22 protein-coding genes and 1 riboswitch are annotated in these 20,568 nt (G+C 67.4%); of the genes, 14 read left to right on the top strand and 8 right to left on the bottom strand.

The window, feature by feature from the left end; translation table 11 throughout:
- Positions 1 to 45: 45 nt before the first annotated feature.
- Positions 46 to 138: riboswitch (glycine riboswitch) on the bottom strand.
- Positions 139 to 437: 299 nt separating this feature from the next.
- From BJF89_RS10910 to BJF89_RS10900, 3 genes are all read left to right on the top strand, one after another.
- A complete protein-coding gene (locus BJF89_RS10910) occupies positions 438 to 1,037 on the top strand; it encodes a TetR/AcrR family transcriptional regulator (protein WP_075814787.1) in 600 nt (199 codons plus the stop codon).
- Entirely contained in the window at positions 1,034 to 2,215 is a 1,182-nt protein-coding gene (locus BJF89_RS10905; RefSeq protein ID WP_075814785.1) for an MFS transporter, read from the top strand. Before BJF89_RS10910 ends, BJF89_RS10905 begins: the two co-directional genes overlap by 4 nt.
- A gap of 111 nt (positions 2,216 to 2,326) precedes the next feature.
- Positions 2,327 to 3,199 carry an SDR family oxidoreductase gene (locus BJF89_RS10900; protein ID WP_075814783.1) on the top strand — a complete coding sequence of 291 codons (873 nt, stop codon included), beginning with the start codon at positions 2,327 to 2,329 and terminating at the stop codon, positions 3,197 to 3,199.
- A 7-nt stretch (positions 3,200 to 3,206) separates the two neighbouring features.
- On the opposite strand, the gene BJF89_RS10895 is transcribed toward BJF89_RS10900, so the two are convergent.
- The 7 genes from BJF89_RS10895 to BJF89_RS10865 all read right to left on the bottom strand — a co-directional run bounded on the left by BJF89_RS10895 (position 3,207) and on the right by BJF89_RS10865 (position 8,838).
- Positions 3,207 to 3,599, bottom strand: a complete 393-nt coding sequence (locus BJF89_RS10895; RefSeq protein ID WP_075814781.1) for a hypothetical protein — start codon at positions 3,597 to 3,599, stop codon at positions 3,207 to 3,209.
- A 25-nt stretch (positions 3,600 to 3,624) separates the two neighbouring features.
- Positions 3,625 to 4,155, bottom strand: a complete 531-nt coding sequence (locus BJF89_RS10890) for a PTS glucose transporter subunit IIA (protein ID WP_083650658.1) — start codon at positions 4,153 to 4,155, stop codon at positions 3,625 to 3,627.
- 103 nt (positions 4,156 to 4,258) lie between these two features.
- A complete protein-coding gene (locus tag BJF89_RS10885; protein ID WP_075814779.1) occupies positions 4,259 to 5,143 on the bottom strand; it encodes a sulfurtransferase in 885 nt (294 codons plus the stop codon).
- 63 nt (positions 5,144 to 5,206) lie between these two features.
- Positions 5,207 to 5,821 carry a response regulator transcription factor gene (locus BJF89_RS10880; RefSeq protein ID WP_075814777.1) on the bottom strand — a complete coding sequence of 205 codons (615 nt, stop codon included), beginning with the start codon at positions 5,819 to 5,821 and terminating at the stop codon, positions 5,207 to 5,209.
- Positions 5,822 to 5,824: 3 nt separating this feature from the next.
- Positions 5,825 to 7,009, bottom strand: coding sequence for a sensor histidine kinase (locus BJF89_RS10875; protein ID WP_075814979.1), 1,185 nt, complete (start codon positions 7,007 to 7,009; stop codon positions 5,825 to 5,827).
- A gap of 24 nt (positions 7,010 to 7,033) precedes the next feature.
- Positions 7,034 to 7,882, bottom strand: a complete 849-nt coding sequence (locus BJF89_RS10870; protein ID WP_075814775.1) for an ABC transporter permease — start codon at positions 7,880 to 7,882, stop codon at positions 7,034 to 7,036.
- An 11-nt stretch (positions 7,883 to 7,893) separates the two neighbouring features.
- Positions 7,894 to 8,838 (bottom strand): ABC transporter ATP-binding protein, encoded by a 945-nt coding sequence (locus BJF89_RS10865; protein ID WP_075814773.1) that lies wholly within the window; start codon positions 8,836 to 8,838, stop codon positions 7,894 to 7,896.
- Positions 8,839 to 9,005: 167 nt separating this feature from the next.
- On the opposite strand from BJF89_RS10865, the gene BJF89_RS10860 reads away from it, so the two are divergent.
- The 7 genes from BJF89_RS10860 to BJF89_RS10840 all read left to right on the top strand — a co-directional run bounded on the left by BJF89_RS10860 (position 9,006) and on the right by BJF89_RS10840 (position 14,752).
- Positions 9,006 to 10,088, top strand: coding sequence for an iron-siderophore ABC transporter substrate-binding protein (locus BJF89_RS10860; RefSeq protein WP_075814771.1), 1,083 nt, complete (start codon positions 9,006 to 9,008; stop codon positions 10,086 to 10,088).
- Complete coding sequence (locus BJF89_RS10855) at positions 10,085 to 10,603, top strand: erythromycin esterase family protein (RefSeq protein ID WP_075814769.1); 519 nt, start codon at positions 10,085 to 10,087, stop codon at positions 10,601 to 10,603. Before BJF89_RS10860 ends, BJF89_RS10855 begins: the two co-directional genes overlap by 4 nt.
- A 486-nt stretch (positions 10,604 to 11,089) precedes the next feature.
- Positions 11,090 to 11,947, top strand: a complete 858-nt coding sequence (locus BJF89_RS19605; RefSeq protein WP_255372605.1) for an SNF2-related protein — start codon at positions 11,090 to 11,092, stop codon at positions 11,945 to 11,947.
- Positions 11,851 to 12,555, top strand: a complete 705-nt coding sequence (locus tag BJF89_RS19600; protein ID WP_255372604.1) for a DEAD/DEAH box helicase — start codon at positions 11,851 to 11,853, stop codon at positions 12,553 to 12,555. Before BJF89_RS19605 ends, BJF89_RS19600 begins: the two co-directional genes overlap by 97 nt.
- Positions 12,556 to 12,564: 9 nt before the next feature.
- Positions 12,565 to 12,918, top strand: a complete 354-nt coding sequence (locus BJF89_RS19595; RefSeq protein WP_255372603.1) for a helicase-related protein — start codon at positions 12,565 to 12,567, stop codon at positions 12,916 to 12,918.
- On the top strand, positions 12,918 to 13,493 hold the full coding sequence (locus BJF89_RS10845) for an SWIM zinc finger family protein (RefSeq protein WP_075814767.1): 576 nt from the start codon (positions 12,918 to 12,920) through the stop codon (positions 13,491 to 13,493). Before BJF89_RS19595 ends, BJF89_RS10845 begins: the two co-directional genes overlap by 1 nt.
- A 353-nt stretch (positions 13,494 to 13,846) precedes the next feature.
- Complete coding sequence (locus tag BJF89_RS10840; RefSeq protein ID WP_255372602.1) at positions 13,847 to 14,752, top strand: hypothetical protein; 906 nt, start codon at positions 13,847 to 13,849, stop codon at positions 14,750 to 14,752.
- A gap of 97 nt (positions 14,753 to 14,849) precedes the next feature.
- Here BJF89_RS10840 and clpB read toward each other — a convergent pair whose 3' ends face one another.
- Positions 14,850 to 17,444, bottom strand: coding sequence for an ATP-dependent chaperone ClpB (gene clpB, locus BJF89_RS10835; protein WP_075814764.1), 2,595 nt, complete (start codon positions 17,442 to 17,444; stop codon positions 14,850 to 14,852).
- A 189-nt stretch (positions 17,445 to 17,633) separates the two neighbouring features.
- Here clpB and BJF89_RS10830 point away from each other — a divergent pair, with 189 nt between their 5' ends.
- The 4 genes from BJF89_RS10830 (at position 17,634) to BJF89_RS10820 (ending at position 20,560) form a co-directional block, all read left to right on the top strand.
- Positions 17,634 to 18,821: a hypothetical protein gene (locus tag BJF89_RS10830; protein WP_139311993.1), complete on the top strand. Its 1,188-nt coding sequence runs from the start codon at positions 17,634 to 17,636 to the stop codon at positions 18,819 to 18,821.
- Positions 18,818 to 19,585, top strand: coding sequence for an AraC family transcriptional regulator (locus BJF89_RS10825; protein WP_075814760.1), 768 nt, complete (start codon positions 18,818 to 18,820; stop codon positions 19,583 to 19,585). The genes BJF89_RS10830 and BJF89_RS10825 overlap by 4 nt, the downstream gene beginning before the upstream one ends.
- A 140-nt stretch (positions 19,586 to 19,725) precedes the next feature.
- Positions 19,726 to 20,016, top strand: a complete 291-nt coding sequence (locus tag BJF89_RS20040) for an ABC transporter ATP-binding protein (RefSeq protein ID WP_222843833.1) — start codon at positions 19,726 to 19,728, stop codon at positions 20,014 to 20,016.
- Positions 19,931 to 20,560 carry an ABC transporter ATP-binding protein gene (locus BJF89_RS10820; RefSeq protein WP_222843832.1) on the top strand — a complete coding sequence of 210 codons (630 nt, stop codon included), beginning with the start codon at positions 19,931 to 19,933 and terminating at the stop codon, positions 20,558 to 20,560. The genes BJF89_RS20040 and BJF89_RS10820 overlap by 86 nt, the downstream gene beginning before the upstream one ends.
- Positions 20,561 to 20,568: the final 8 nt, after the last annotated feature.

The following is a 20,568-nucleotide window of genomic DNA, read 5'->3' as shown; positions in this document are numbered from 1 at the left end:
AGGGGGTCTCTTCCTGTGTGCTGTCGTGCGGACACGGGTGTACTCCCTCCCCACTCTGTCGATGGTGCCTGAGAGCTTTTTCTCCTTCGGCGGCCGGGTCACGGACGACGGTGACCGGCTCTTTCCAGAGCTGCCTCGCCACAATGGTGCTGGTGCCTGAGAGTGTCGACGGGGAGGTGTTGCTCCTACGGCGGCCGGCGCTGGGCCTGGCCTCTCCCACAGTGGCTGCGAACGGCGGATTCAGTTGTGGATGGTGCGTCGATCGGGGTCAGTATAACCGGAGAAGTGATCTGCCACACCTGGATCGGCGGATTGCGTGCCCCTTGCCACTCCCCCTGCTCTGCTTCGGGGGCGCGGATCCTAGCCACCGATTATGCACTCCCACAGCGGACCGGGGGCCGGACAATTTTTATCACACATGTGATAAATTAGCGCCCATGCCGAAAGTAGTGGACCCCGACCAGCGCCGAACGCAGATCCTGGACGCCGCCCTCCGACTCGTCGACACCCGCGGACTCGACGGACTGTCCTTCCGCAACGTCGCGACCGAAAGCGGCCTGAACATCGGGAGCATCCGGCACACCTACCCCACCCAGCACGACCTGCTGGCGGACGCCGCCGTCCACGTCGGACGACAGATGGACGAGCGCCTCACCCGTCACGACCTCTCCGGAGAGGCCGGCACCCACACCGTCAGCAGCGCCGTCGACGCCCTCGCCGAACTCCTCCCCCTGGACGACGTCAGACGACGCGAGAATATCGTGCTCGGCGAGTTCATGCTCGCCTCCCGGACGCAGGCGGTCTTCCGTGCCGTCACCGACGAGATGTCCCGCTCCATGGAGACCGTGGTCGCGCGCGTCCTCGCCGGACTCGACGTCCCCGCCGATGAACTCGCCCGGCGCGCGGCGACGGTCAAATCCCTGATGGTGGGTATGACCTTCGACGTCACCACCGGCCACGGCGATCTCCACCCGGACGAGATGATCAACATCCTGACCGACACGCTCCACGACATGATCGACGGTGCCTCGTCATGAAGTTCCCTCCCTGGCTCCTCGCCCTTCTGTTCACCGCGCTGGTCTTCTACACCGACGACTACGTGATCGCCGGCGTCCTCCCCGACCTCGCCGCTGACCTGGGAGTGTCCGAGCCCCAGGCCGGGCAACTGGTCACCGTGTTCTCCCTGACCGTCGCGCTCTCCGCACCGGTCGCTGCCGTGAGTCTCATACGCGTCCGACGCAGCACGCTCTTCACCACGACCCTGACACTGTTCGCACTGGCCAACATCGCCGCGGCCGCCACCTCGGCCTTCTGGATCCTCATGATCCTCCGCGTGGTGGCCGCGCTGTGTGCCGGTGCCTCGACGCCGGCGATCTTCTCCTGGACCGCCCGGCAGGCCCCGCCGGAGAGCATCGGCCGCTACATCGGCGTCGTCGCGATGGGCGTGACCGGGGCAATCGCGCTCGGTGTGCCCGTCGGTACGACGATCGCCCACGTCTGGTCATGGCGGGGGAGTTTCCTCGTCCTCGCTGCCTGCGCCCTGACGGCACTGCTCGCCATCCGGATGACCATGGTCACCGATGCACAAGGCGACGAGGAAGTCCCCGTGGCACGCCAGCTCCGCGCCCTCACCGCGCCACCGGTGGCACTCACCCTCGGGGTGAACGTGGTGGCGATGTCCGGGTCGATGATGGCCTTCACCTACCTCGCACCGTTTCTCGCCGGCGCCGCCCCCGGCCATGAACTACGCGCCGTCGCCTTCGCCGTCTCCGGCGTCGGAGGCGTCATCGGTGTCTGGGTGGGCGGCGTACTGACGGACAAGATCGGCCCCCGTCCGACGATCGTGCTGGCCCTGCTCACCCTCGGCGCAGGGTGCTTCGGAGCGTGGCTCCTCTGGTCCCTGGCACCGCTGGAATCCACCATGATCATTGTGCTCGTCGCGCTGGGCGCGGTCCAGGCGCTCGGCGCGTTCGCCCTGTCGCCCGCACTGACGGCGCTGCTCTCCAACACCGCCGGTGACGGGGCGGATGCCGCGATCGCTCTGAACACCTCCGGAACGTATCTCGGCGTCACCGTCGCCGGCGCGCTCGGCGGCGTGGTCCTTGCGACGCAGGACGCAGGTGCCGTGGTCGCCGTCTCCGGCGCGATTGTCTGTCTCGCTGCGGGACTGTTCGCCCTGGCCGCGCGAGCCCGCCGACGTCCGGCGTCCACCTGATCCTGGTCTGGGTGCCAGAAACCACACTCTGCCGACGCAGAAACCGGCTTCTTGTAACCCAAACCAGGATCTGGTCCACGGGACGGCAGCGAAACGGGTATCACTGGTTGCATGACGAAAACATCCTTCCTCTCCCGGTACCGCACCCCCAAGCTCCCCGTCCCCCGGCAGGGGGACACCGCACTCGTCACCGGAGCCACCTCCGGTATCGGGCAGGCCACCGCGAAGGAACTGCTCAAACGCCAGTTCCGGGTGATCGGAACCTCCCGTAACCCCACCTCCGACGCATCCCGGGCGAACACCCCGGACGGCGTCGAGCTCATCCCGCTGGACCTCGGTGATCCGGACTCGATCGCAGCCGTCCCGGCAGAACTGGAGAAACTCGGCGCCGGACCAGTGACCGTCCTGGTCAACAACGCCGGCGAAAGCCAGAACGGCCCGCTCGAGGAACTCCCCCGCGACGCCCTCGAACGGCTCTTCCAGGTGAACGTCATCGGCCATGTCGAACTCACCCAGCTCCTGCTCCCGCAGATGCGTGATGCGCGGCGCGGCCGCATCGTCTTCGTCGGATCCATGCTCGGCAGCTTCCCGCTGGCCTACCGGGGAAGCTACGGTGCATCGAAGGCCGCAATCAAGGCCTTCGCATTCTCCGCGCGGCGCGAGGTCAGCCGGTTCGGGATCGGGGTCTGCGTGATGGAGCCCGGCGCCATCAACACCGGCCTGTCGGAACGCCGCACCATCTACATCGATGACCACGGTCACTACGCCGATGAGTTCCACACGATGCTCAGCCACCTCAACGACAACGAGTCCACCGGCATCTCCGCCGAACAGGTCGCCACAGAGATCCTCAAAGCCGTCGGCGACAAGCGCCCCCGCCCGCTCTACGCCACAGGGTCGAGTTCACATCTCGCCTTCCCTGCCGCACGGCTTCTCCCCCGCGACACCATGGGCGGGATCATCGCCGCAAAACACGGGCTGTAGCAGGAGTTCACGGCCGTCGCGAGTAGAACAGGTCACGCCACGGCCGGGCGGACAGCGCCACCACCGCAGCACCGACCGTGCCGGTGAACATGCAGGCACTGGCGATGACGTTGACCCACAACAGCATCCCACTGCCCAGTACCAGCTCCAGCATCAGCACGACGGCACCGATCGTGCCCACCCAGCTCAGGCCGGTGAACACCCGGTTGACCGGGTGCCGGGCCGGACCGAAGTACCCCCGCTCAGTGAAGACGATCGCGCTGAGCATCAGCAGGATCAGCACCCCGAAGTAGGAGTAGAAGATCAGCTCCCCCCACTGCGGATCCACCCGGTCCCCGAGACGCGTGACCCCCAGCAGCATCAGGAGGACGCACGCCACGGTAGTGAATCGACGGAGCATGGCACCAGCATAGGCGTTGCAGGTGTCAGAACCGGAACAACACGTCCCCCGGCTCGGACGGCTCCCCCGGCATCAGCCCCTCCTCGACGCCACCGTCCTGCTGCATCATCACCACCGACACGATCGGGTCGAAGCCCAGACGGCCGATCGACAACGGGGCGTAGGTGGTGATCCGCTCCCCGACCTGGACCCGCCGACCCTGCTCGACATGCAGCGAGTACCCCTGGCCGTCCAACTGCGCAGTGTCGATGCCGATGTGCACGAGCACCGGGAGCCCGTCATCGGTGAGGATGAGGAAGAGGTGCGGCATCAGGCGCGTGACCACGCCCTCCACCGGCGCACAGACGGTCACGTACTCCACCCCGGGGTCCGGGACGACGGCCATCCCCGGCCCCACGGTGCCGGCGGCGAACAGCGGGTCGGGCACCGCGGAGAGCGGTGCCACGGTGCCCGGCATGGGGGTCACGACATCGAGGGTTCCCGGACGCCGAGCGGCACCGGTGGTCCCCGTGGTCTCCGGCGCGCTCGACTTCCCTGCGTCCCCTACGTCCTTCATGGGACCTCCGTATCCTGTTGCGGTGATGTGTGGCGGTGGCAAAAGGATAAACCGTCAGGAACCTCCGGCGCGGCGTAACCGCATTATTTCGACCAGAAAAGTTCTACCCCAGGGCCGCAGGACGGGAGCGGTCGGACGCCCACTGCGACCATCCGCCCACGTAGTGCCGTGCCACCGGCAGACCGGCGTGCTCCATCAGCGCGATAAACAACGCAGAGCTCACACCTGACCCGGAGTAGACGACAGCCTCGGCAGCGACGTCGTCACCGGTGATGCCGTGCCCGGCGAGGCGCTCGCGCACGATCTCCGGCGGCGGGACACGCCCTTCGTCGAGGAGCTCGGCGACCGGAACCCCGATCGCCCCGGGGATGTGGCCGGCCCGGCGGTCCAGCCGCTCGCGGCGCCCCTCGAAACGGTCTGCGGGACGCGTGTCGATCAGCAGTGGTGCCGCGGCACCGGTCGTCGCCGTCGCGGAGATCTCCATGACCTCGTCCAGGGTGGCCGTGGGCATCGTCGGTGCACCTCCCGCCAGCACTTCGAACGTCCCGCGTCCACGCAGGCAGCCGATACCGGCGGCGATGTCGCCACCGGCAGCGAGCCAGGCCGGCGTCCCTCCGTCCAGGATCCGGACGTCCGTGACCCCGGCCCACCGCAGGATCCACCAGGCGCGGGCGGCGTAGATGAGCCCGCCACGGTCGTAGATGCGCACCGGCAGCCCCGGCTGAATCCCCCAGTCATCCACGTAGTGCTGCAGGACGTGCCTGTTCGGCAGCGGATTACGGCCCGCCTCCGTGGACGGGGACCCGGAGAGCATGGTGCCCGGGTCACAGAAGAAGGAACCCGGGATGTGCCGGGTGACGTAGAGGTTCCAGGCTGCGTGCTCACCCCACTCCCAGTCGGAGTCGAGGACGGTCACGGGTTCGCCCCGGGTACTGGCCTCGAAGAGATCCACGGCGGAAATGAATGGTTCGGTCTGGCTCTGCGTCATGGCGGCCAGTTTACGAGGGAAAGCGTCCAGGCGCTGCCCGGCGCGTCCGGTACATGCCCGGGATCACAACCAACCACGCTCGCGGGCGATACGCCACGCCTCAAAGCGCGTGGACGCTCCGGTCTTCCCCATGGCCGACGACAGGTAGTTACGGGTCGTTCCTGCCGCCAGGTGCACCGCTGCGGCAATCTGCTCGACCGAACCGCCCTGCCCCGCGACCTCGAGTACCTGGGCCTCGCGCTCAGTCAGGGGCGACTCCCCCACTCCGATCGCCGTCGCGGCGAGCTCAGGGTCCAGGTAGCGGCGTCCGGCACGCACCGTCCGCACCGCCGTCGCGAACTCCTCCGCCGAGGACGTCTTCGGGACGAATCCGAGCACCCCACCCGCCAGCGCGCGTTTGAGCTGGCGGGGACGGCCGTGGCTGGTGACGATGAGGACCTTCACCCCGTCCGGCAGGGATTCCGCGGTCTCGATGCCGTCGATGCCGCCCATCTGCAGGTCCATGACGACCACGTCCGGGGCCGGGTGGCGGTGACACCAGTCGAGCACTTCCTCGCCGGAGCCGAGCGTCGCGACGACATCGAGATCATCCTCCAGGGACAGCAGGGTCGACAGGGAACTGGCGACCAGGGATTCATCGTCCACCACGACGATGCGGATGGCGGGGTCTGCGCTCATGGCCTACTCCTTGAGGGTGAGGGTGACGTGGAAGAGACTACCGTCGCGTTCGGCGACAAGCTCGGCTCCGAGCGGTTCCGCACGACGGCGGATCCCCGCCAGGCCCGACAGCCGTTCGATCCCTCTGGTGACGCCGTCATTGCTCATGCAGACCGACTTGGTGTCACCGGAGGCGAATGCCAGGCGCACCCGCGTTGCCGAGGAATGCCGGACGACGTTGGTGGTTCCTTCACGGACCAGCCACGCTGACAGCTCCCGCATCGGCGCCGAGAGTTCTGTCGGGTCGCCATCGACCTCCAGGTGGACACCCGCACTGTTGAGGAGCTGGCGGGCGCCCTCCACCTCAGTGGACAGGTTCACCGCACGGTAGCCGTCGACCACCTCATGCATCTCGGTGACCGACGTCCGGGCCAGCTCCTGCAACTCCGCGAGTTCACCGTCCAGCCGGTCGTCGCCCCGCTTCGCCAGGGCACGTGCCAACTCCGCCTTGACCGACATGGCCGCCAGTCGCTGCCCGAGGGTGTCGTGCAGCTCCTGGGAGAACCGCAGTCGCTCCTCACTGACCTGCAGGGCCGACTCCGTGAGGCGGGCGCGGTCCAACTGCTTGGCGACACCGACCGTCCAGGCCGACAACGTCGCCATGCAGAGCAGGAATGTCCCCCAGAACATCGGCCACCACATCAGCTCCGACCACAACAGCACCGCCGTCACAGTGGTCAGAACGAGGGTGACAGGCCAACGCCACCTCAACCACGGCAATACACCCAACGGTGCCACCGTGACGGCCACGAACACCAGGAAGATGCCGGTCAGCGCCAGGGACCCGCTTCCCAGCAGGTACATGAGCAGTCCCGTGCCCCACACGGCAAAGCTCACCAACGCGGCACCCAGCAGCAGTCGCTGCGTCTGAGGTCTCGCCCGGGTGTTGAACTCAGGACGGTATTCGGTGATCACCACGGTGACCGCCATCAACACCACGGCGAGGCCGATGATGAGCAACTGCTGCCACCCGGAGAGCGACACATCAGGATTGAGGTTCAGCAGAGGCAGAACAATCGCGACGACACCGGTGCCGATGATTGCGGAGTGCATCGACAACCGGGTGTACACAGCGAGCTTCGCGCCCGCCCCCAGTTCGCGCCATGTCCGGCGCGGACTGGTGACGGACTGCAGCACTGTGGGATTCATGCGGTCCATTTAATCAGTGGAGAATCAGTGCCGGACATCCCAGCGGACATACCGTGCCCCGGCCCAGACGCAGACTGCAGCCCACACGACGAGGATGAGCATCATCTGCCAGGTTTCACCGAGGACCTCGCCAGAGGTCAGCGGAGCCACCTCATTCATCCGGTCCACCGTGGTGTTGCCTGCCCACCCGTACTGGGCGAGATCGAAGATCAGCGCGAACGGGGTCCGTGCAAGGACGTCGTCGACGCCCTCCGGGTAGAGCTGGCGGAAGTTGCCCATGGTGGCGAACATCAGGAGCATCACCGGCATCGACGTGATCTGGGCAGCTTCAGGATTCTTGGTGAATCCACTCGTCACCAGTGCCAAACCACTGGTGACAACCAGCCCGAGCAAGACGGCGACGATGATCGGCACCACGTTGGCCGGGCCGGGCGCGCCGAACGCCATGAGCAGGCCGGACATCACGACGGTGAACAGGATGGTCAGGACAGCTCCCGGGAAGGACGACGCTCCGAGAATCTCGGCGTCCCGTGCTTCACCGGTGCGCAGACGTTTCAGCACGCCTTCGTCGCGTCTGGTCGTGACCATCGACAGCACGGTGTAGAACTGCACGAACATCAACGCGAAGAGCAGGAAGTACTCCATCGCCATCGCGCTGGCCTCGATCTTCGACTGCTCGTCGTCACCGGAGAGTATGAAGTACATCGCCAGGCCGAAACCCATGGGAACAAGGGTGGCGTTGACCAGCAATGTCTTGTTCCGGAGGAACTGCAGGGTCTCGGCACGGGCCAGCGCGATGAAACGTGTGACCGGCGAGCCGCCGGTGCGGGTGGGTGTGCGGTCGGTGGTGGTGGGGGCTGTTGCGGTGCTCATGATGGTTCCTTTCAGACGGAGGAGTCGGTGCCGGCGATCTTGCTGAAGACCCGTTCCAGGCTGGCCGGGCGGGCGGAGAAGTGCTCCAGGGCGACGTTGTTGGTGGCGGCCCAGTCCAGCAGCCGGTGGGTGTCCTCCTGCAGTCGCGAGGTCTCGATCCGCAACTGTTCACCGTCCCTGGTGACCTGTGCCCCGGGGAAGGACGGGAAGATGTCCTGCATGCGGCCGGCGGCCCCGGACTGAGGAAGGGTGAAGCTGATCTCGGCGCCCTCGGTGGCGGCGAGTTCGTCCAACCGTCCTTCCACGGCGATCACACCGTTGTTCATGATGGCGATCCGGTCGGCGAGCTTCTCCGCTTCCTCGAGGTAGTGGGTCGTGAGGATCATCGTCACACCACGGTTCTTCAGTGTGGAGAGCAGCTCCCAGGTCCGGCTGCGTGACTCCGGATCGAGGCCGGTCGTCGGCTCGTCGAGGATGATGATGCTGGGGTCGTTGAGCAGGGCACAGGCGAGGTCGAGCCGGCGCTGCTCACCGCCGGAGAGCGAGCCGACGCGGACGTCGGTGCGGTGGTTGAGGTCCACTTCGCCGAGCACGTCGTCGACAGGCAGCGGGGTCGAGCATGTGCCGGCCCACATGCGCATCGTCTCGGCGACGGTCAGCTCCTTGGGCAGGCCGCCGGACTGCAGCATGATGCCGAGCTCCGGACGGATCTGTGCGCGGTCGGCGACGGGATCCTTGTCCAGGACGCGGACGGTGCCGTTCGTCGGGGCGGCGAGGCCCTCGACGATTTCGAGGGTGGAGGTCTTCCCGGCGCCGTTGGTGCCGAGCAGTCCGTAGACCTCACCCTGTCGCACGTCGAAGGAGACTCCCTTGACGGCGGTGGAGGCGTCCTTCTTCTTTTTCGACTGGTAGGTCCGTGTCAGGTCATGAACGCTGATGGCTGGTGTCGTGGTCATGACACCGATCCTGCCGGGCAGACGACGTTGCAGGTAGAGGGGTTTGTCATGAGCTGCGCCGCGGATGTCACGTGGATTTGATGACAGATGTCACCACCACCGGTCTCAGTGAAGGTAGTTTAGGCTATCCTTTTGAGAATTCCATCCGTTCGTCACCGAGGAACCCCATGACCATCACCCTCCCCGCACCTGTACGCCGTCTCTCGGCGGCCGTCTGTGCCAGCGCTCTCGCCGTGGCGCTCGTCTCCTGCTCCAGCGATTCCGGAGACTCCAGCGACTCCGATGGCTCCACTGACGTCGGTGCATCCGGCGACTCCGGTGCCAACTCGTCCTCTTTCCCCGTCACCATCGACTCCGCCCTCGGCTCGGCGACGATCGAGGAAGAACCCGAGCGCGTGGTCACCATCGGCTGGGGTAGCCAGGACATCGCCCTCGCCCTCGGCGTCACCCCCGTGGGTATGCCGGACATGAGCAGTGACACCACCGACGGCACCGGCATCCTGCCGTGGGACCGCGAACACATCGACAGTGGTGACGGGGGTGACGGGGGCACCACGCCCGAACTACTCGACGCCACGTCGGACGATCTCCCCTACGAGGACATCCTCAACCTGGAGCCGGACGTGATTCTGGCCGTCAACTCCGGGGTCACCGACGACCAGTACTCCCGGCTCAGCGACATCGCGCCCACCGTCGCCTACCCCGGCGAGGCGTGGCAGACCAGCTGGGAGGATCAGACCACCATCGTCGGCGAAGCACTCGGCCGCAGTGAGCAGGCCGAGAAGCTCGTCGACGACACCCACCAGCTCATCGCCGACGCCAAGGCGGAACACCCCGAGTTCGAGGGGAAGACGATCGCCTTCGCCTCGGGCACCACCGGTGAAGGCCTCAACACCTACCTCGCCACCGACTCACGGATCAGCCTGCTGGAACAGCTCGGCTTCACCGTCGCACCCAGTGTCCCGACCACCGGCGACTCCTTCGCCGTGCAGGTCAGCAAGGAGAACTGGGCGTCGATAGACTCCGACGTCCTGGTCTCCTGGTACCTCAGCGAGGATATCCGGGAGTCACTGGAATCCGACCCCGGGTTCGCCCGCATCCCCGCCGTGGAGCATGGCGGCTATGTGCCGCTGACTGACCCGCCGATGGTGTATGCCACCAGTGCGATCTCGGTCCTGAGCCTGCCGTGGATGCTCGACAACTACCTGCCGCTGCTGCAGTCCGCAGCCGAAGGCGAGTCGCCACTGTGACCGACGGGAACCTCCTTCCTGTCCTGGACCCCGCCAGCATCCCCGCCCTCGAGGCCCTCAGCACCGGTGCTCGGGTCGTCGGCTGGTCCGAAGGCCTGCACAACTGCGCCGAGTACCTGTCGGCCCGCAACGCGGTGATCATCCACGGTGTGCGTGCCGGCTGGTTTCGGCTGATCGCGGCAGAAACCAATGTGGACCAGGCCCAGTCGGTCGACCGCTACCTTGCCGGGCAGGGCCCGGATGATCCGCCGGACGACGTGGTCACCGCGATGTGGTCCTGGTTCCGGACCCCGCTGGCGCACAATGCCGCGCTGCTGCGGTGGGTTCGTGGACACAACGCCGCTGTCCCGTCCTCACGGCGGGTGATCTTCTCCGGGTTGGATGCCTTCGGCGACGGAGACAGCGGCGGTGCCCACCGGGACCTCGCCGTCCGTGACCGGGCCCAGTTCAACAACCTCCGCCGGTTCGCGGCCGACCGTCCCCACGAGCGGATCCTTGTGTTCGAGCAGACCTAACACCTCGACCCCTCACTCGAGGGTTCCCTCGGTGCGCATCTCGCCCGCGGAGAACTCGGCGTCTACCGGGTCGCCGGTGCACTGTGGACCCCCGGCGACCCTCGGGCGCGTTACCCCCTCGGTGACTACAGGCCACTCGCCGAGGCCGCGGTTCGCGCAGGGCACAGTTCCACACCTGTCGTCGACGGCACCTCCCTTTTTCCCCGCCCCTGGTCCGGGCCATTCGACCTGCTGCTGATGTCTGACGTCCTGCACGATGCGCCGAGGTAGACGGTCACCACGCCACACCCGAAAGTGTTGTCCCCGGAGTCACTCCCATATGCGCGCCCCCGGCAGTTCCCTTAGCCTTGCCCGGCGCACCTGCCCACCCTGCAAGACCGGAGAGATGATTCCCCTGGCCATTCAGCCCACACCACGCCTGCAGGAACCTATCTCCCCGACGAATACGGGTTCGCGTGGTGGGGTGTCCCGTACATTCCGTCCACGATGGCCACCGCAGGCCTACCCGCCGGACGTATGACGACGACGCGTCTCGTCGTCCCTGACGGGGAGACGCTCAACGTCGAGGACGTCGACGTCTGTGTCACCGACCTCACCACGACGGCCCAGTGCCTGTCGGCACTGACCCGGGTGCGTCACCTCGACGATTCCGCGAGAGCGTGGCGCACGGCGAGCCGCGTCGCCCTCCGTCCACGCACCCGACGCGGGCGCGACGCCGACGAGGCCTTTGCTGAGGTGGCCGCCACTCTGCCACCCGCCGGCCATGCCGTCCCCACCCCGGACGGCACGGCGATCCCGACCGCAGACACACTCATCGCCCGGTTCCGGACAGACCTGGACACCGCCGAACAGCTCCACACCGGACAGGTGCAGGCGGACCTGCGCCCCTACCAGGCACACGGGGTGTCCTGGCTACGGGAGCGCGTGCGTGACGACGGAGGCGCGGTACTCGCCGACGACATGGGGCTCGGTAAGACGCTACAGGTCATCGCCCTGCTCGCGACGTATCCCGCAGTGCGATCGCACCTGGTCGTCTGCCCCACCTCACTGCTGGGGAACTGGGCGCGCGAGCTGCAACGCTTCGCACCCCACATGACGGTCCTGCGGTACCACGGTACCGACCGCCGACTTCCCGACGATCTGCCCGCCGGCGCAGTCGTGCTCACCAGCTACCCGCTCCTGCGCTCGGACCACGGTGCACAGGACGGCCCGTCCGACCTGACCGGCCTGACATCCCGCCAGTGGACATGGCCGTCTTCGACGAAGCCCAGCAGCTCAAGAACCCGACGTCACAGGTCACCCGGGCCGCTGTCGACGTGGAGGCCACCGCGCGGATCATCATGACGGGCACGCCGGTGGAGAACAACCTGGACGAACTCTGGTCGTTGTTCTCCGTGGCCGTCCCCCAGGTGCTGGGCACCAGGGCACGGTTCCGGACACGTTTCGCCACACCGATCCGGCAACGGCAGTCCCGCACCGCGGCAGCGCGTCTGTCGGGCACCGTCGCGCCCTACATGCTGCGGCGCACCAAAGGTGAGGTCGCACTCGAACTCCCCGAGCGCCTGGACTCCACGGTGATCTGCGGACTCACCCCGGCGCAACGCACCCTCTACCGCGACGCCGTCACCGCCGCGTTCACCACCGGTTTCCACACCGGTACCGGCCGCAGCGGTCAGATCCTCACCCTGCTGACCTCTCTGAAGCAGATCTGCAACCACCCTGACCAGTACCTGCGGAAGGACGACCCGAACCAGCACCCCGACCACCACACCGGCCGCTCCGCGAAGTTCTACCGGGTCGCCGAGATGGTGGACGAAATCGTCGCCGCCGGGGAGTACACCCTGATCTTCACCCAGTACCGGGCCATGGGCGAGATACTGGCCACCGGGCTCGCCGAACAGCTCGGATGCGGTACCCTGCCGTTCCTCCACGGGGGCCTCCCCGCCGCCTAACGGGACGAGATGGTCCGTCGTTTCCAGGAGGACGAGGACGCTCCGCCCGTGCTGATCCTCAGTCTGCGGGCCGCGGGTTTCGGCCTGAACCTGACCCGCGCATCACATGTCATCCACTACGACCGCTGGTGGAACCCGGCGGTGGAGGAACAGGCGACGGCACGGGCGCACCGCATCGGACAGAAGAACAGGCTCAGCGTCCACACCCTGGTCGTGGGCGGGACATTCGAGGACTACATCGAGAAGATGCACCGGGCGAAGAAGGGACTGGCCGACGTCGTCACCGGCGATGACCGTGCCGAGCTGACCAGCATGTCCGACGAGGAGCTGCGCGACGTCCTCGAACTGAAGGAGACCTACTGATGGCTGACACGGAATTCGGGGCCACGCTCTGGGGCAGGGCCTGGCTGCGCACCGTGGAACGCACCGACGGACCACCGCGCAGCAACCTCCCCAAGGCACGCAGTCTCGCCAGGAACCACAAGGTTGATCTGACAGGGCCGGGAACACCGGGAGTACCGGCGGCGACGGTACGCGACGGGTCTTCCACCGCCACCGTCGTCCTGAACCTGGCTCCATGGACCGAGAAGGAAGCCGGTGCCGCCGCCGACGTGTTGTCCGCCTATCGTCCGGACCCCAGCGGCGACCTCCCCGACGCCCTGCTCGCACAACTCACCGGAGCCGGTGTGTCGGTCACCCCCGACACACCGGATGTCACGGCGACGTGCACATGCCGTGCACGGAAGCGACCGTGCGCGCATATCCTCGCCGCGATCTACGCCCTGGTACTGCAGATCGACGAGCGGCCCGTCACCGCGCTCGAGCTCCGGAGCAACGGTGCGGTGCCCTGGGCCGACGATGCAGGTACCTCAACGGCCTGGATCCCGCTGGAGGAGATCGACGCGGCGACGTTCTTCGACACGCCGGGGGCGTCGTAGCTGGCACGGGTGGAAATGGGCACCGTCCTGTGCACACGTTCCGGCCGGATCGTGTGCACAGGACGGTGCCCATTCGCAGGGCTGTGGATAAGCCCGATCCTCTTCCTCGATAGTGGTGTTAGATCAGTCCCATGGGGACACAATTCGGGGGATACCACTGGAACAGGGCGGAGAAAGACGGGCGCATCAGGCCCGGACGGGGACCGCTCTTCACACGTCGCGTCTACCCGTCGCGGGTGCCACGGCTACGGAAAGACGCCCTCAGCTCCGGTGTGCCCAGGCGCACAGCCGACAGGTGGGAGGCACCGGTGCGCAGTGTGCTGCTGCCGCCGGCGGGTCCGACACCTGCGTGGATGACCGGGCACCGCCTCGGTCCTGACGGTTGGACAGGCTGTGAACCTGAGCCCTACCGGTGGGACGTCCTCACCCGGCTCCGCTGCCACTGGTTGCTGGCCCAGGACTGCGTGGGGGCAGGCTGGTGCGCCGCCGCTGCACACGGACTTCCGTACTGGGCGGACAACGAGAGCGTCGTCCTGTTGTCCCGCAGGTTGCGTCGAAACCCGACGATCCCAGGTGGCGCCGTCTTCCGCAGGTTGCGTGACAGCCTGCCGACGGTGAACGTCGATCCCCGGTTCCCCGACCTCCGTGTCGTCGATGCCCCGACGGCCGCCGCCCAGTGCGTGGCCACGATTCTCGCCGGAAAGAAGACGTGGTGGACTCCTGTTGTTCCGGGTCTCACGGACGTGGAGGTCCGTGCGACCCAGTTCATCGACGCGTTCTACCAGTGCACTCTGGTCACCGCCGACGACGTCCTGACAGGGGCGAGGCACATCGTGGATCGACGCCGTGTGAAGAGACTCCTCGAACTCAGTGATGAAGGGGCCCAGTCCCCCATGGAGACGATCATGCGGCTCATCGTCCGGGACGAGCTTCCCTCCAGCTGCACCTGGACCTCGCAGGTCACGATCTCGTTGGAGGACGGTGCGGTGCTCGACGAGCACGAGGCACGGCACTTCCGCGGCAAGAGGACCACACCGGATCTCGTCTGCCCGGATCTGCGGGTGGCGCTCTACTACGACGGGAGGCACCACACGAACGCGGAACAGCGGGACACCGACTTCCGTCTGTACCAGAAGCTCAAGACCCTCGGGTGGGAGGCGGTCCGGATCAACAAGGACCTCATCAGGGACCGGGAGGAGTTGCTCGAGCACGTGCGCCATGCCGTTGCCACGGCCCTGCACCTACGCCGGACCCGGTGACGCGAATCGGCACCATCCTGTGCACGCGATCAGGGTGATCTGCGTGCACAGGATGGTGCCTGTTTCCTCGTTGCGCGTCCCGGGGAGGGGCAGCGAACTACCCCTCGTGCGCCACCGACTCGATGGACAGCGCGTCCGCGGTCGGGTCGGCGACACCGTCGGCATTGCGCGGCAGGTCCACCTTCACGGTGTCGCCGTCACGGACCTCACCGGCCAGCAGCTTCTTCGCCAGCGCATCGCCGATCGCCTTCTGGATCAGACGGCGCAGCGGCCGGGCACCGTAGGCAGGTTCGTAGCCGCGCTCGGCGAGCCACACCTTGGCGTCCTCGGTGACCTGCAGCTCCAGGCGCCGGGCCGCCAGCCGCTCGGCGAGCTGCGCGACCTGGATCTCCACGATGGAGGTCAGCTGCTCCTGCGACAGGGCGTCGAAGATGACCACGTCGTCCAACCGGTTGATGAACTCGGGCTTGAACGCCGCTTTCACCGCGTTCATCACCTGCTCGTCCGAACCACCGGCACCGAGGTTCGAGGTGAGGATCAGGATGGTGTTGCGGAAGTCCACCGTCCTACCCTGCCCGTCGGTCAGGCGACCTTCGTCCAGGACCTGCAGCAGCACGTCGAAGACATCCGGGTGCGCCTTCTCCACCTCGTCGAACAGCACCACCGTGTACGGGCGGCGCCGCACGGCCTCGGTCAGCTGACCACCGGCGTCGTAGCCGACGTATCCGGGAGGTGCACCGACCAGCCGGGCCACGGAGTGCTTCTCGCCGTACTCCGACATGTCGATACGCACCATGGCGTGCTCGTCGTCGAAGAGGAACTCCGCCAGGGACTTCGCCAGCTCGGTCTTGCCGACACCGGTCGGTCCGAGGAAGAGGAAGGACCCGGTCGGACGGTCCGGGTCGGCGACACCCGCGCGGGCACGGCGGACCGCGTCCGACACGGCGGTCACGGCCTCGGACTGTCCGACGACCCGTCCGCCGAGGACCTTCTCCATGGCCAGCAGCTTCTCGGTCTCGCCCTCCAGCATCTTGCCGGCGGGCACACCGGTCCACGCGGAGACGACCTCGGCGATGGTGTCCGGGGTGACCTCCTCGGTGAGCATGCGCTGTTCCTCGGCCTGGGCAGCCTCGTACTCAGCCTCACCGACCTGCTTCTCCAACTCCGGGATACGGCCGTAGCGCAGTTCGGCGACCCGGGCGTAGTCCCCGTCGCGCTCGGCGATCTCGGACTCGGTGCGCAGGTTGTCGAGTTCCTCCTTCAGTTCACGCAGCCGGTCGATGGAACCGCGCTCGTTCTCCCAACGGGCCATGAGCCCGTTGAGCTTCTCGCGCTCGTCCTCGAGCTCGGCACGCAGCTTGACCAGGCGGTCCTTGGAGGCGTCATCGGTCTCCTGGCTGAGCGCCATCTCCTCGATCTCGAGTCGGCGGACGATACGTTCGGAGTCGTCGATCTCCTCGGGTCGCGAGTCGATCTCCATGCGCAACCGGGACGCGGCCTCGTCGACCAGGTCGATGGCCTTGTCCGGCAGGAACCGGCTGGTGATGTAACGGTCCGACAGTGACGCCGCACTGACCAGCGCAGAGTCCTGGATGCGCACGCCGTGGTGGACCTCGTAGCGTTCCTTGAGCCCACGCAGGATGCCGACGGTGTCCTCCACGGTCGGCTCGCCGACGTAGACCTGCTGGAAACGACGTTCCAGAGCGGCGTCCTTCTCGATGTACTTGCGGTACTCGTCGAGGGTGGTCGCGCCGACGAGGCGGAGTTCACCGCGGGCGAGCAGCGGCTTGATCATGTTGCCGGCGTCCATCGCGGACTCACCGGTGGCACCGGCGCCGACGATGGTGTGCAGTTCGTCGATGAAGGTGACGACCTCGCCCTCGGCCTCCTTGATCTCGTCGAGGACGGCCTTGAGTCGTTCCTCGAACTCGCCGCGGTACTTCGCGCCGGCGACCATGGATCCCAGGTCGAGACTGATCAGCTTCTTGCCGCGCAGGGACTCCGGGACGTCTCCGGCGACGATGCGCCGGGCCAGCCCCTCGACGATGGCGGTCTTGCCCACACCAGGCTCACCGATGAGCACGGGGTTGTTCTTCGTGCGACGGGACAGCACCTGGACCACGCGGCGGATCTCCTGGTCGCGTCCGATGACCGGGTCGATCTTGCCCTCGCGGGCCCGGGCGGTGAGGTCGGTGGAGTACTTCTCCAACGCCTGGAACTGGCCCTCCGGCTCTTCAGTGGTGACCTTGCGGTTGCCACGCACCGACTCGAAGGCGCCACGGACGGCCTCGAAGGTGCCACCCCGGGTGTGCAGGGCCTTGGCCGCCTCGGAGTCACCCTTGGCGATACCGGCGAGCAGCACCTCGGTGGAGACGTAGGAGTCGCCGAGCTCCTCGGCGAGTTCCTGGGCGGCGGTGAGCGCGTTCAGGGCGTCCCGGTTGAAGTTCGGGTTGGCCATGCCGGATCCGGACGCCTGCGGGTACCCGGCGACAAGGTCGCGGGCGTCACGCAGGACGTCGTCGGCGTCGACGCCGGCGGCCTGCAGGACGGGGCGGGCGATGGAATCCTCCTGGTCGAGGATCGCCACGAGGAGGTGCGCCGGACGGATGTCCGGGTTCCCGTTGGCGCTGGCGGACTGCAGTGCCGCCTGCATCGCCTCCTGGGTACGGGTAGTGGGGGTGAATCCGCTCATCGTCAGTCTCCTTTTCTGCGTGTGCGTGCCGGTGTCTACTTTAGCGCGTTCGTGTCAACTTTCGCTTACGGCCATTCCAACGTCGCCAAGGTTGAGTCTGTTCCACTCAATCTACCTGTCATACTGTGATCTGCATCACTTTCCCGTGTCGGCCCGGACGACGCCCGCCGACATGCCACAATGGTCCCCATGACACAGGAGAGGGGACGCACCACCGATCTCGACGACCTGGCCTCGACAGTGCAGGTCGCACGCGAGCGCATCGACAGCATCACCGCACGCACCCGCACCCACTTCACCACACTGGCCACTCCCCTCGCCCCCGACCATTCCCCGTCCACCGCCGGTGGTGCCGCCGCCCCTGCGGCACCTGTCCCCCGCGAGATGCTGCGCCGGGCCGTCCTGCACGCCTCGAACGGACTCACCGGGAACCAGGCGGAGTTCAGCGAGCACCACACCGCACAGCTCGCCTACCTCGGCCGCGACCTGCGCAAGTTCGGGGTGACGATGCAGCACTACGAAGCAGCGGCCGAAGCTGCCGGCCGCGCTGTGTGCGAAGAATTCGGCCACCCCTACCCCGGAGTCGACCTGACCTACCGGCGCGCCGCCGAACTGGGCATTCCCGACGGCCTGACGGAGCTCCTGCAGGCGGTGGACAACGCCGTGCGGATCGTCGCACTCGGTGCGGTCGAGGACGACGAGGCCGGCGTCCCCGCCTCACTGTCCGCGACGGTGCTCGAGGTCGCACACCGCACCGCGCAGACCACCGTCGTGCGACTGCAGGCGTCGTCCACTGAGACAGGGTGGGCCGGGCAGACGCTGGAGGTCCGGACCCCCGCTGCGCCGGACGAGTGGCAGCAGTACGCCTCGGCACTGCCCCCGAACCAGGCCGGTTACCTGGAGTTCCACTGCCCTGCGTCCGCAGGCGAACCCGAGGTCGGCGAGACCTGGGTCGTCGCCAATCCGACCGGTGGACTCGGCATCCCCACCGGCGACGACGCTCCGTCCGACGTCGTGATGATCGCCGTCAACTCCGGCCTGGCCGCGCTGCGCGCCCTGGTAATGGAGGTGTCCGGTGCAGACGACCCGCCACCGGTCCACCTGTTCTGGGGGGCCGACACCTCCCGCGACCTGCACGGACTCACCGACCTCCGCGGACTGGAGCGCGGCTTCCCCTGGTTCACCTTCACCCCCGTCGTCACCGACGAGGACCACGTCACCGCCGCAGAGACCGCCCTGGCGACAACACTGACAGCGGCCCACCGTGGCAGCACCCTCGTCCTGGTCTCCGGAGAGGACCCCGACACCGTGCGCGACCAGGTGCATGCCCTCACCGACGCCGGTGTGGATCCTGAGCAGATCATCGCCGAGCCATGACCGTCACACCGTCCACCCCGCACACCATCGTCACCGCCGGGGCGACGAACCCGCCGACCAGCTGGCCCACACACCGTCACGACTGCCATGAACTGGTGTGGGTCCGACGTGGTGCGATGACCACCCGCGCACACGACCGCATCTTCGCCGTCCCCGAAGGTCGCGGCATCTGGATCCCCGCCGAGACCGCCCACTCCGGTGAGGTGTCCTCAGGAGTTACTCTCTACGGCACCCTCTTCGCCCCCGACCACTCTCCCGAGGGGTTCACCCCGCCGGACGAGGTGACCGTGGTGGCCATGAACCCCGTCCTCGAATCCCTGCTCACCCACCTCGGACAGGACACCCTGTCGGACGGCGAGCGACGCCGCGCCAAAGCCGTGGTCTTCGACGTGCTGCATCCCGTGGCCACCCCGCTGGACCTCCCCGTCCCCGACGACCCCCGCATCGCCCCTGTCGTCCGAGCGCTGCTGGATGATCCCGGCAATCTCAGTGGGTTGGAGGTCTGGGCCAGACGGCTCGGCACCAGCGAACGCACCGTCACCCGCGCCTTCCCGGAGTCCACCGGCCTTCCCTTCGGGCAGTGGCGCCTGACCCTGCGCATCCAGCGTGCGCTCACCCTGCTCAGTGAAGGGACACCCGTGCAGGACGTCGCCAGCGCCCTCGGCTACGCCCAGACCAGTACCTTCATCGATACCTTCCGCCGGATGATGGGCACGACACCCGGCACCTACCGGCCGAGCCACCACCTCAGGGATGTCCGCTGACCCGAATCGGATGTCCTGAAAACGAGATTGCGGACACGGGTTATGCTGCCCTACTCTTCTTGAGGTTAGGCTATGCCATCTCCCGGCCGGCTCCCGGCCATTCCCCGGCCAACTCTCCCCGAAGGATCACCAGCACACCCATGTCCACCGCATCCGCCCGCACCCTGGAGGGCGAGCACCTCACCCTCGGCTACGGCAGGTCCACGGTGGTCCACGGCGTCTCCGTCACCCTCGAACCGGGCACCGTCACCGCACTCGTCGGCCCGAACGGTTCCGGGAAATCCACGTTGCTGCGTTCCCTGGCCCGCCTGCACCCCGTCAACGAGGGTGTCGTCCGCCTCGACGGTGACGACATCTCCCTGCTCAACCCCGCGACGTCGCCACCCGACTCACCCTCTTCTCCCAGTCCCGGCCCACCCCCGACGGACTGACCGTGCGCGAGATCGTCGGCTTCGGACGCCACCCCCACCGCCGCCGTTTCGCCGGGCTGGGCCCCGACGACCACGCCAGTATCGACCATGCCCTGCAGGTCACCGGCATGGCGGACAAGGTGACCGCAACGCCGGTGAGCTCTCCGGCGGCGAAGTCCAACGTGCCTGGCTGGCCGCCTGCCTCGCCCAGGACACCGGTGTCATCCTGCTCGACGAGCCCACCAACCACCTCGACCTGCGCTTCCAGACCGAGATCCTCGACCTCATCCGCGACCTCGCCGACGGGCACAGCTCCAGCCCAGTCGCGGTCGGCGTCGTCCTGCACGACCTCGACCACGCCCTGCGTGTCGCCGACAATCTCGTCCTGCTCACCGAGGGCCGCATCCTCGCCACCGGGCCGCCCCAGGACGTCCTGACCGCCGAGAACATCAGCACCGCCTATGACATCCCCGTCGACGTCGGTGTGGACCCCCGCACCGGCCGCCTACGCATCGACCCGATCGGACGACACCCTGACCGGGGACGCGTCCGGGACACCCCCTGAAAGGACCA

The organism is Corynebacterium sp. CNJ-954 (genome assembly GCF_001942345.1).
Taxonomy (GTDB): domain Bacteria; phylum Actinomycetota; class Actinomycetes; order Mycobacteriales; family Mycobacteriaceae; genus Corynebacterium.
This window is presented reverse-complemented; position numbering and strand designations above follow the sequence as displayed.

Coding starts and splice junctions, on each gene's coding strand:
- BJF89_RS10900 (WP_075814783.1), top strand. CDS start 2,327: ATGACGAAAACATCCTTCCTCTCCCGGTACCGCACCCCCAAGCTCCCC.
- BJF89_RS10860 (WP_075814771.1), top strand. CDS start 9,006: ATGACCATCACCCTCCCCGCACCTGTACGCCGTCTCTCGGCGGCCGTC.
- BJF89_RS19605 (WP_255372605.1), top strand. CDS start 11,090: ATGGCCACCGCAGGCCTACCCGCCGGACGTATGACGACGACGCGTCTC.
- BJF89_RS10910 (WP_075814787.1), top strand. CDS start 438: ATGCCGAAAGTAGTGGACCCCGACCAGCGCCGAACGCAGATCCTGGAC.
- BJF89_RS10830 (WP_139311993.1), top strand. CDS start 17,634: ATGACACAGGAGAGGGGACGCACCACCGATCTCGACGACCTGGCCTCG.
- BJF89_RS10845 (WP_075814767.1), top strand. CDS start 12,918: ATGGCTGACACGGAATTCGGGGCCACGCTCTGGGGCAGGGCCTGGCTG.
- BJF89_RS10885 (WP_075814779.1), bottom strand. CDS start 5,143: ATGACGCAGAGCCAGACCGAACCATTCATTTCCGCCGTGGATCTCTTC.
- BJF89_RS10880 (WP_075814777.1), bottom strand. CDS start 5,821: ATGAGCGCAGACCCCGCCATCCGCATCGTCGTGGTGGACGATGAATCC.
- BJF89_RS10875 (WP_075814979.1), bottom strand. CDS start 7,009: ATGAATCCCACAGTGCTGCAGTCCGTCACCAGTCCGCGCCGGACATGG.
- BJF89_RS10870 (WP_075814775.1), bottom strand. CDS start 7,882: ATGAGCACCGCAACAGCCCCCACCACCACCGACCGCACACCCACCCGC.
- clpB (WP_075814764.1), bottom strand. CDS start 17,444: ATGAGCGGATTCACCCCCACTACCCGTACCCAGGAGGCGATGCAGGCG.
- BJF89_RS10825 (WP_075814760.1), top strand. CDS start 18,818: ATGACCGTCACACCGTCCACCCCGCACACCATCGTCACCGCCGGGGCG.
- BJF89_RS10865 (WP_075814773.1), bottom strand. CDS start 8,838: ATGACCACGACACCAGCCATCAGCGTTCATGACCTGACACGGACCTAC.
- BJF89_RS10895 (WP_075814781.1), bottom strand. CDS start 3,599: ATGCTCCGTCGATTCACTACCGTGGCGTGCGTCCTCCTGATGCTGCTG.
- BJF89_RS10890 (WP_083650658.1), bottom strand. CDS start 4,155: ATGAAGGACGTAGGGGACGCAGGGAAGTCGAGCGCGCCGGAGACCACG.
- BJF89_RS20040 (WP_222843833.1), top strand. CDS start 19,726: ATGTCCACCGCATCCGCCCGCACCCTGGAGGGCGAGCACCTCACCCTC.
- BJF89_RS10905 (WP_075814785.1), top strand. CDS start 1,034: ATGAAGTTCCCTCCCTGGCTCCTCGCCCTTCTGTTCACCGCGCTGGTC.
- BJF89_RS10840 (WP_255372602.1), top strand. CDS start 13,847: ATGACCGGGCACCGCCTCGGTCCTGACGGTTGGACAGGCTGTGAACCT.
- BJF89_RS19595 (WP_255372603.1), top strand. CDS start 12,565: ATGGTCCGTCGTTTCCAGGAGGACGAGGACGCTCCGCCCGTGCTGATC.
- BJF89_RS19600 (WP_255372604.1), top strand. CDS start 11,851: ATGGCCGTCTTCGACGAAGCCCAGCAGCTCAAGAACCCGACGTCACAG.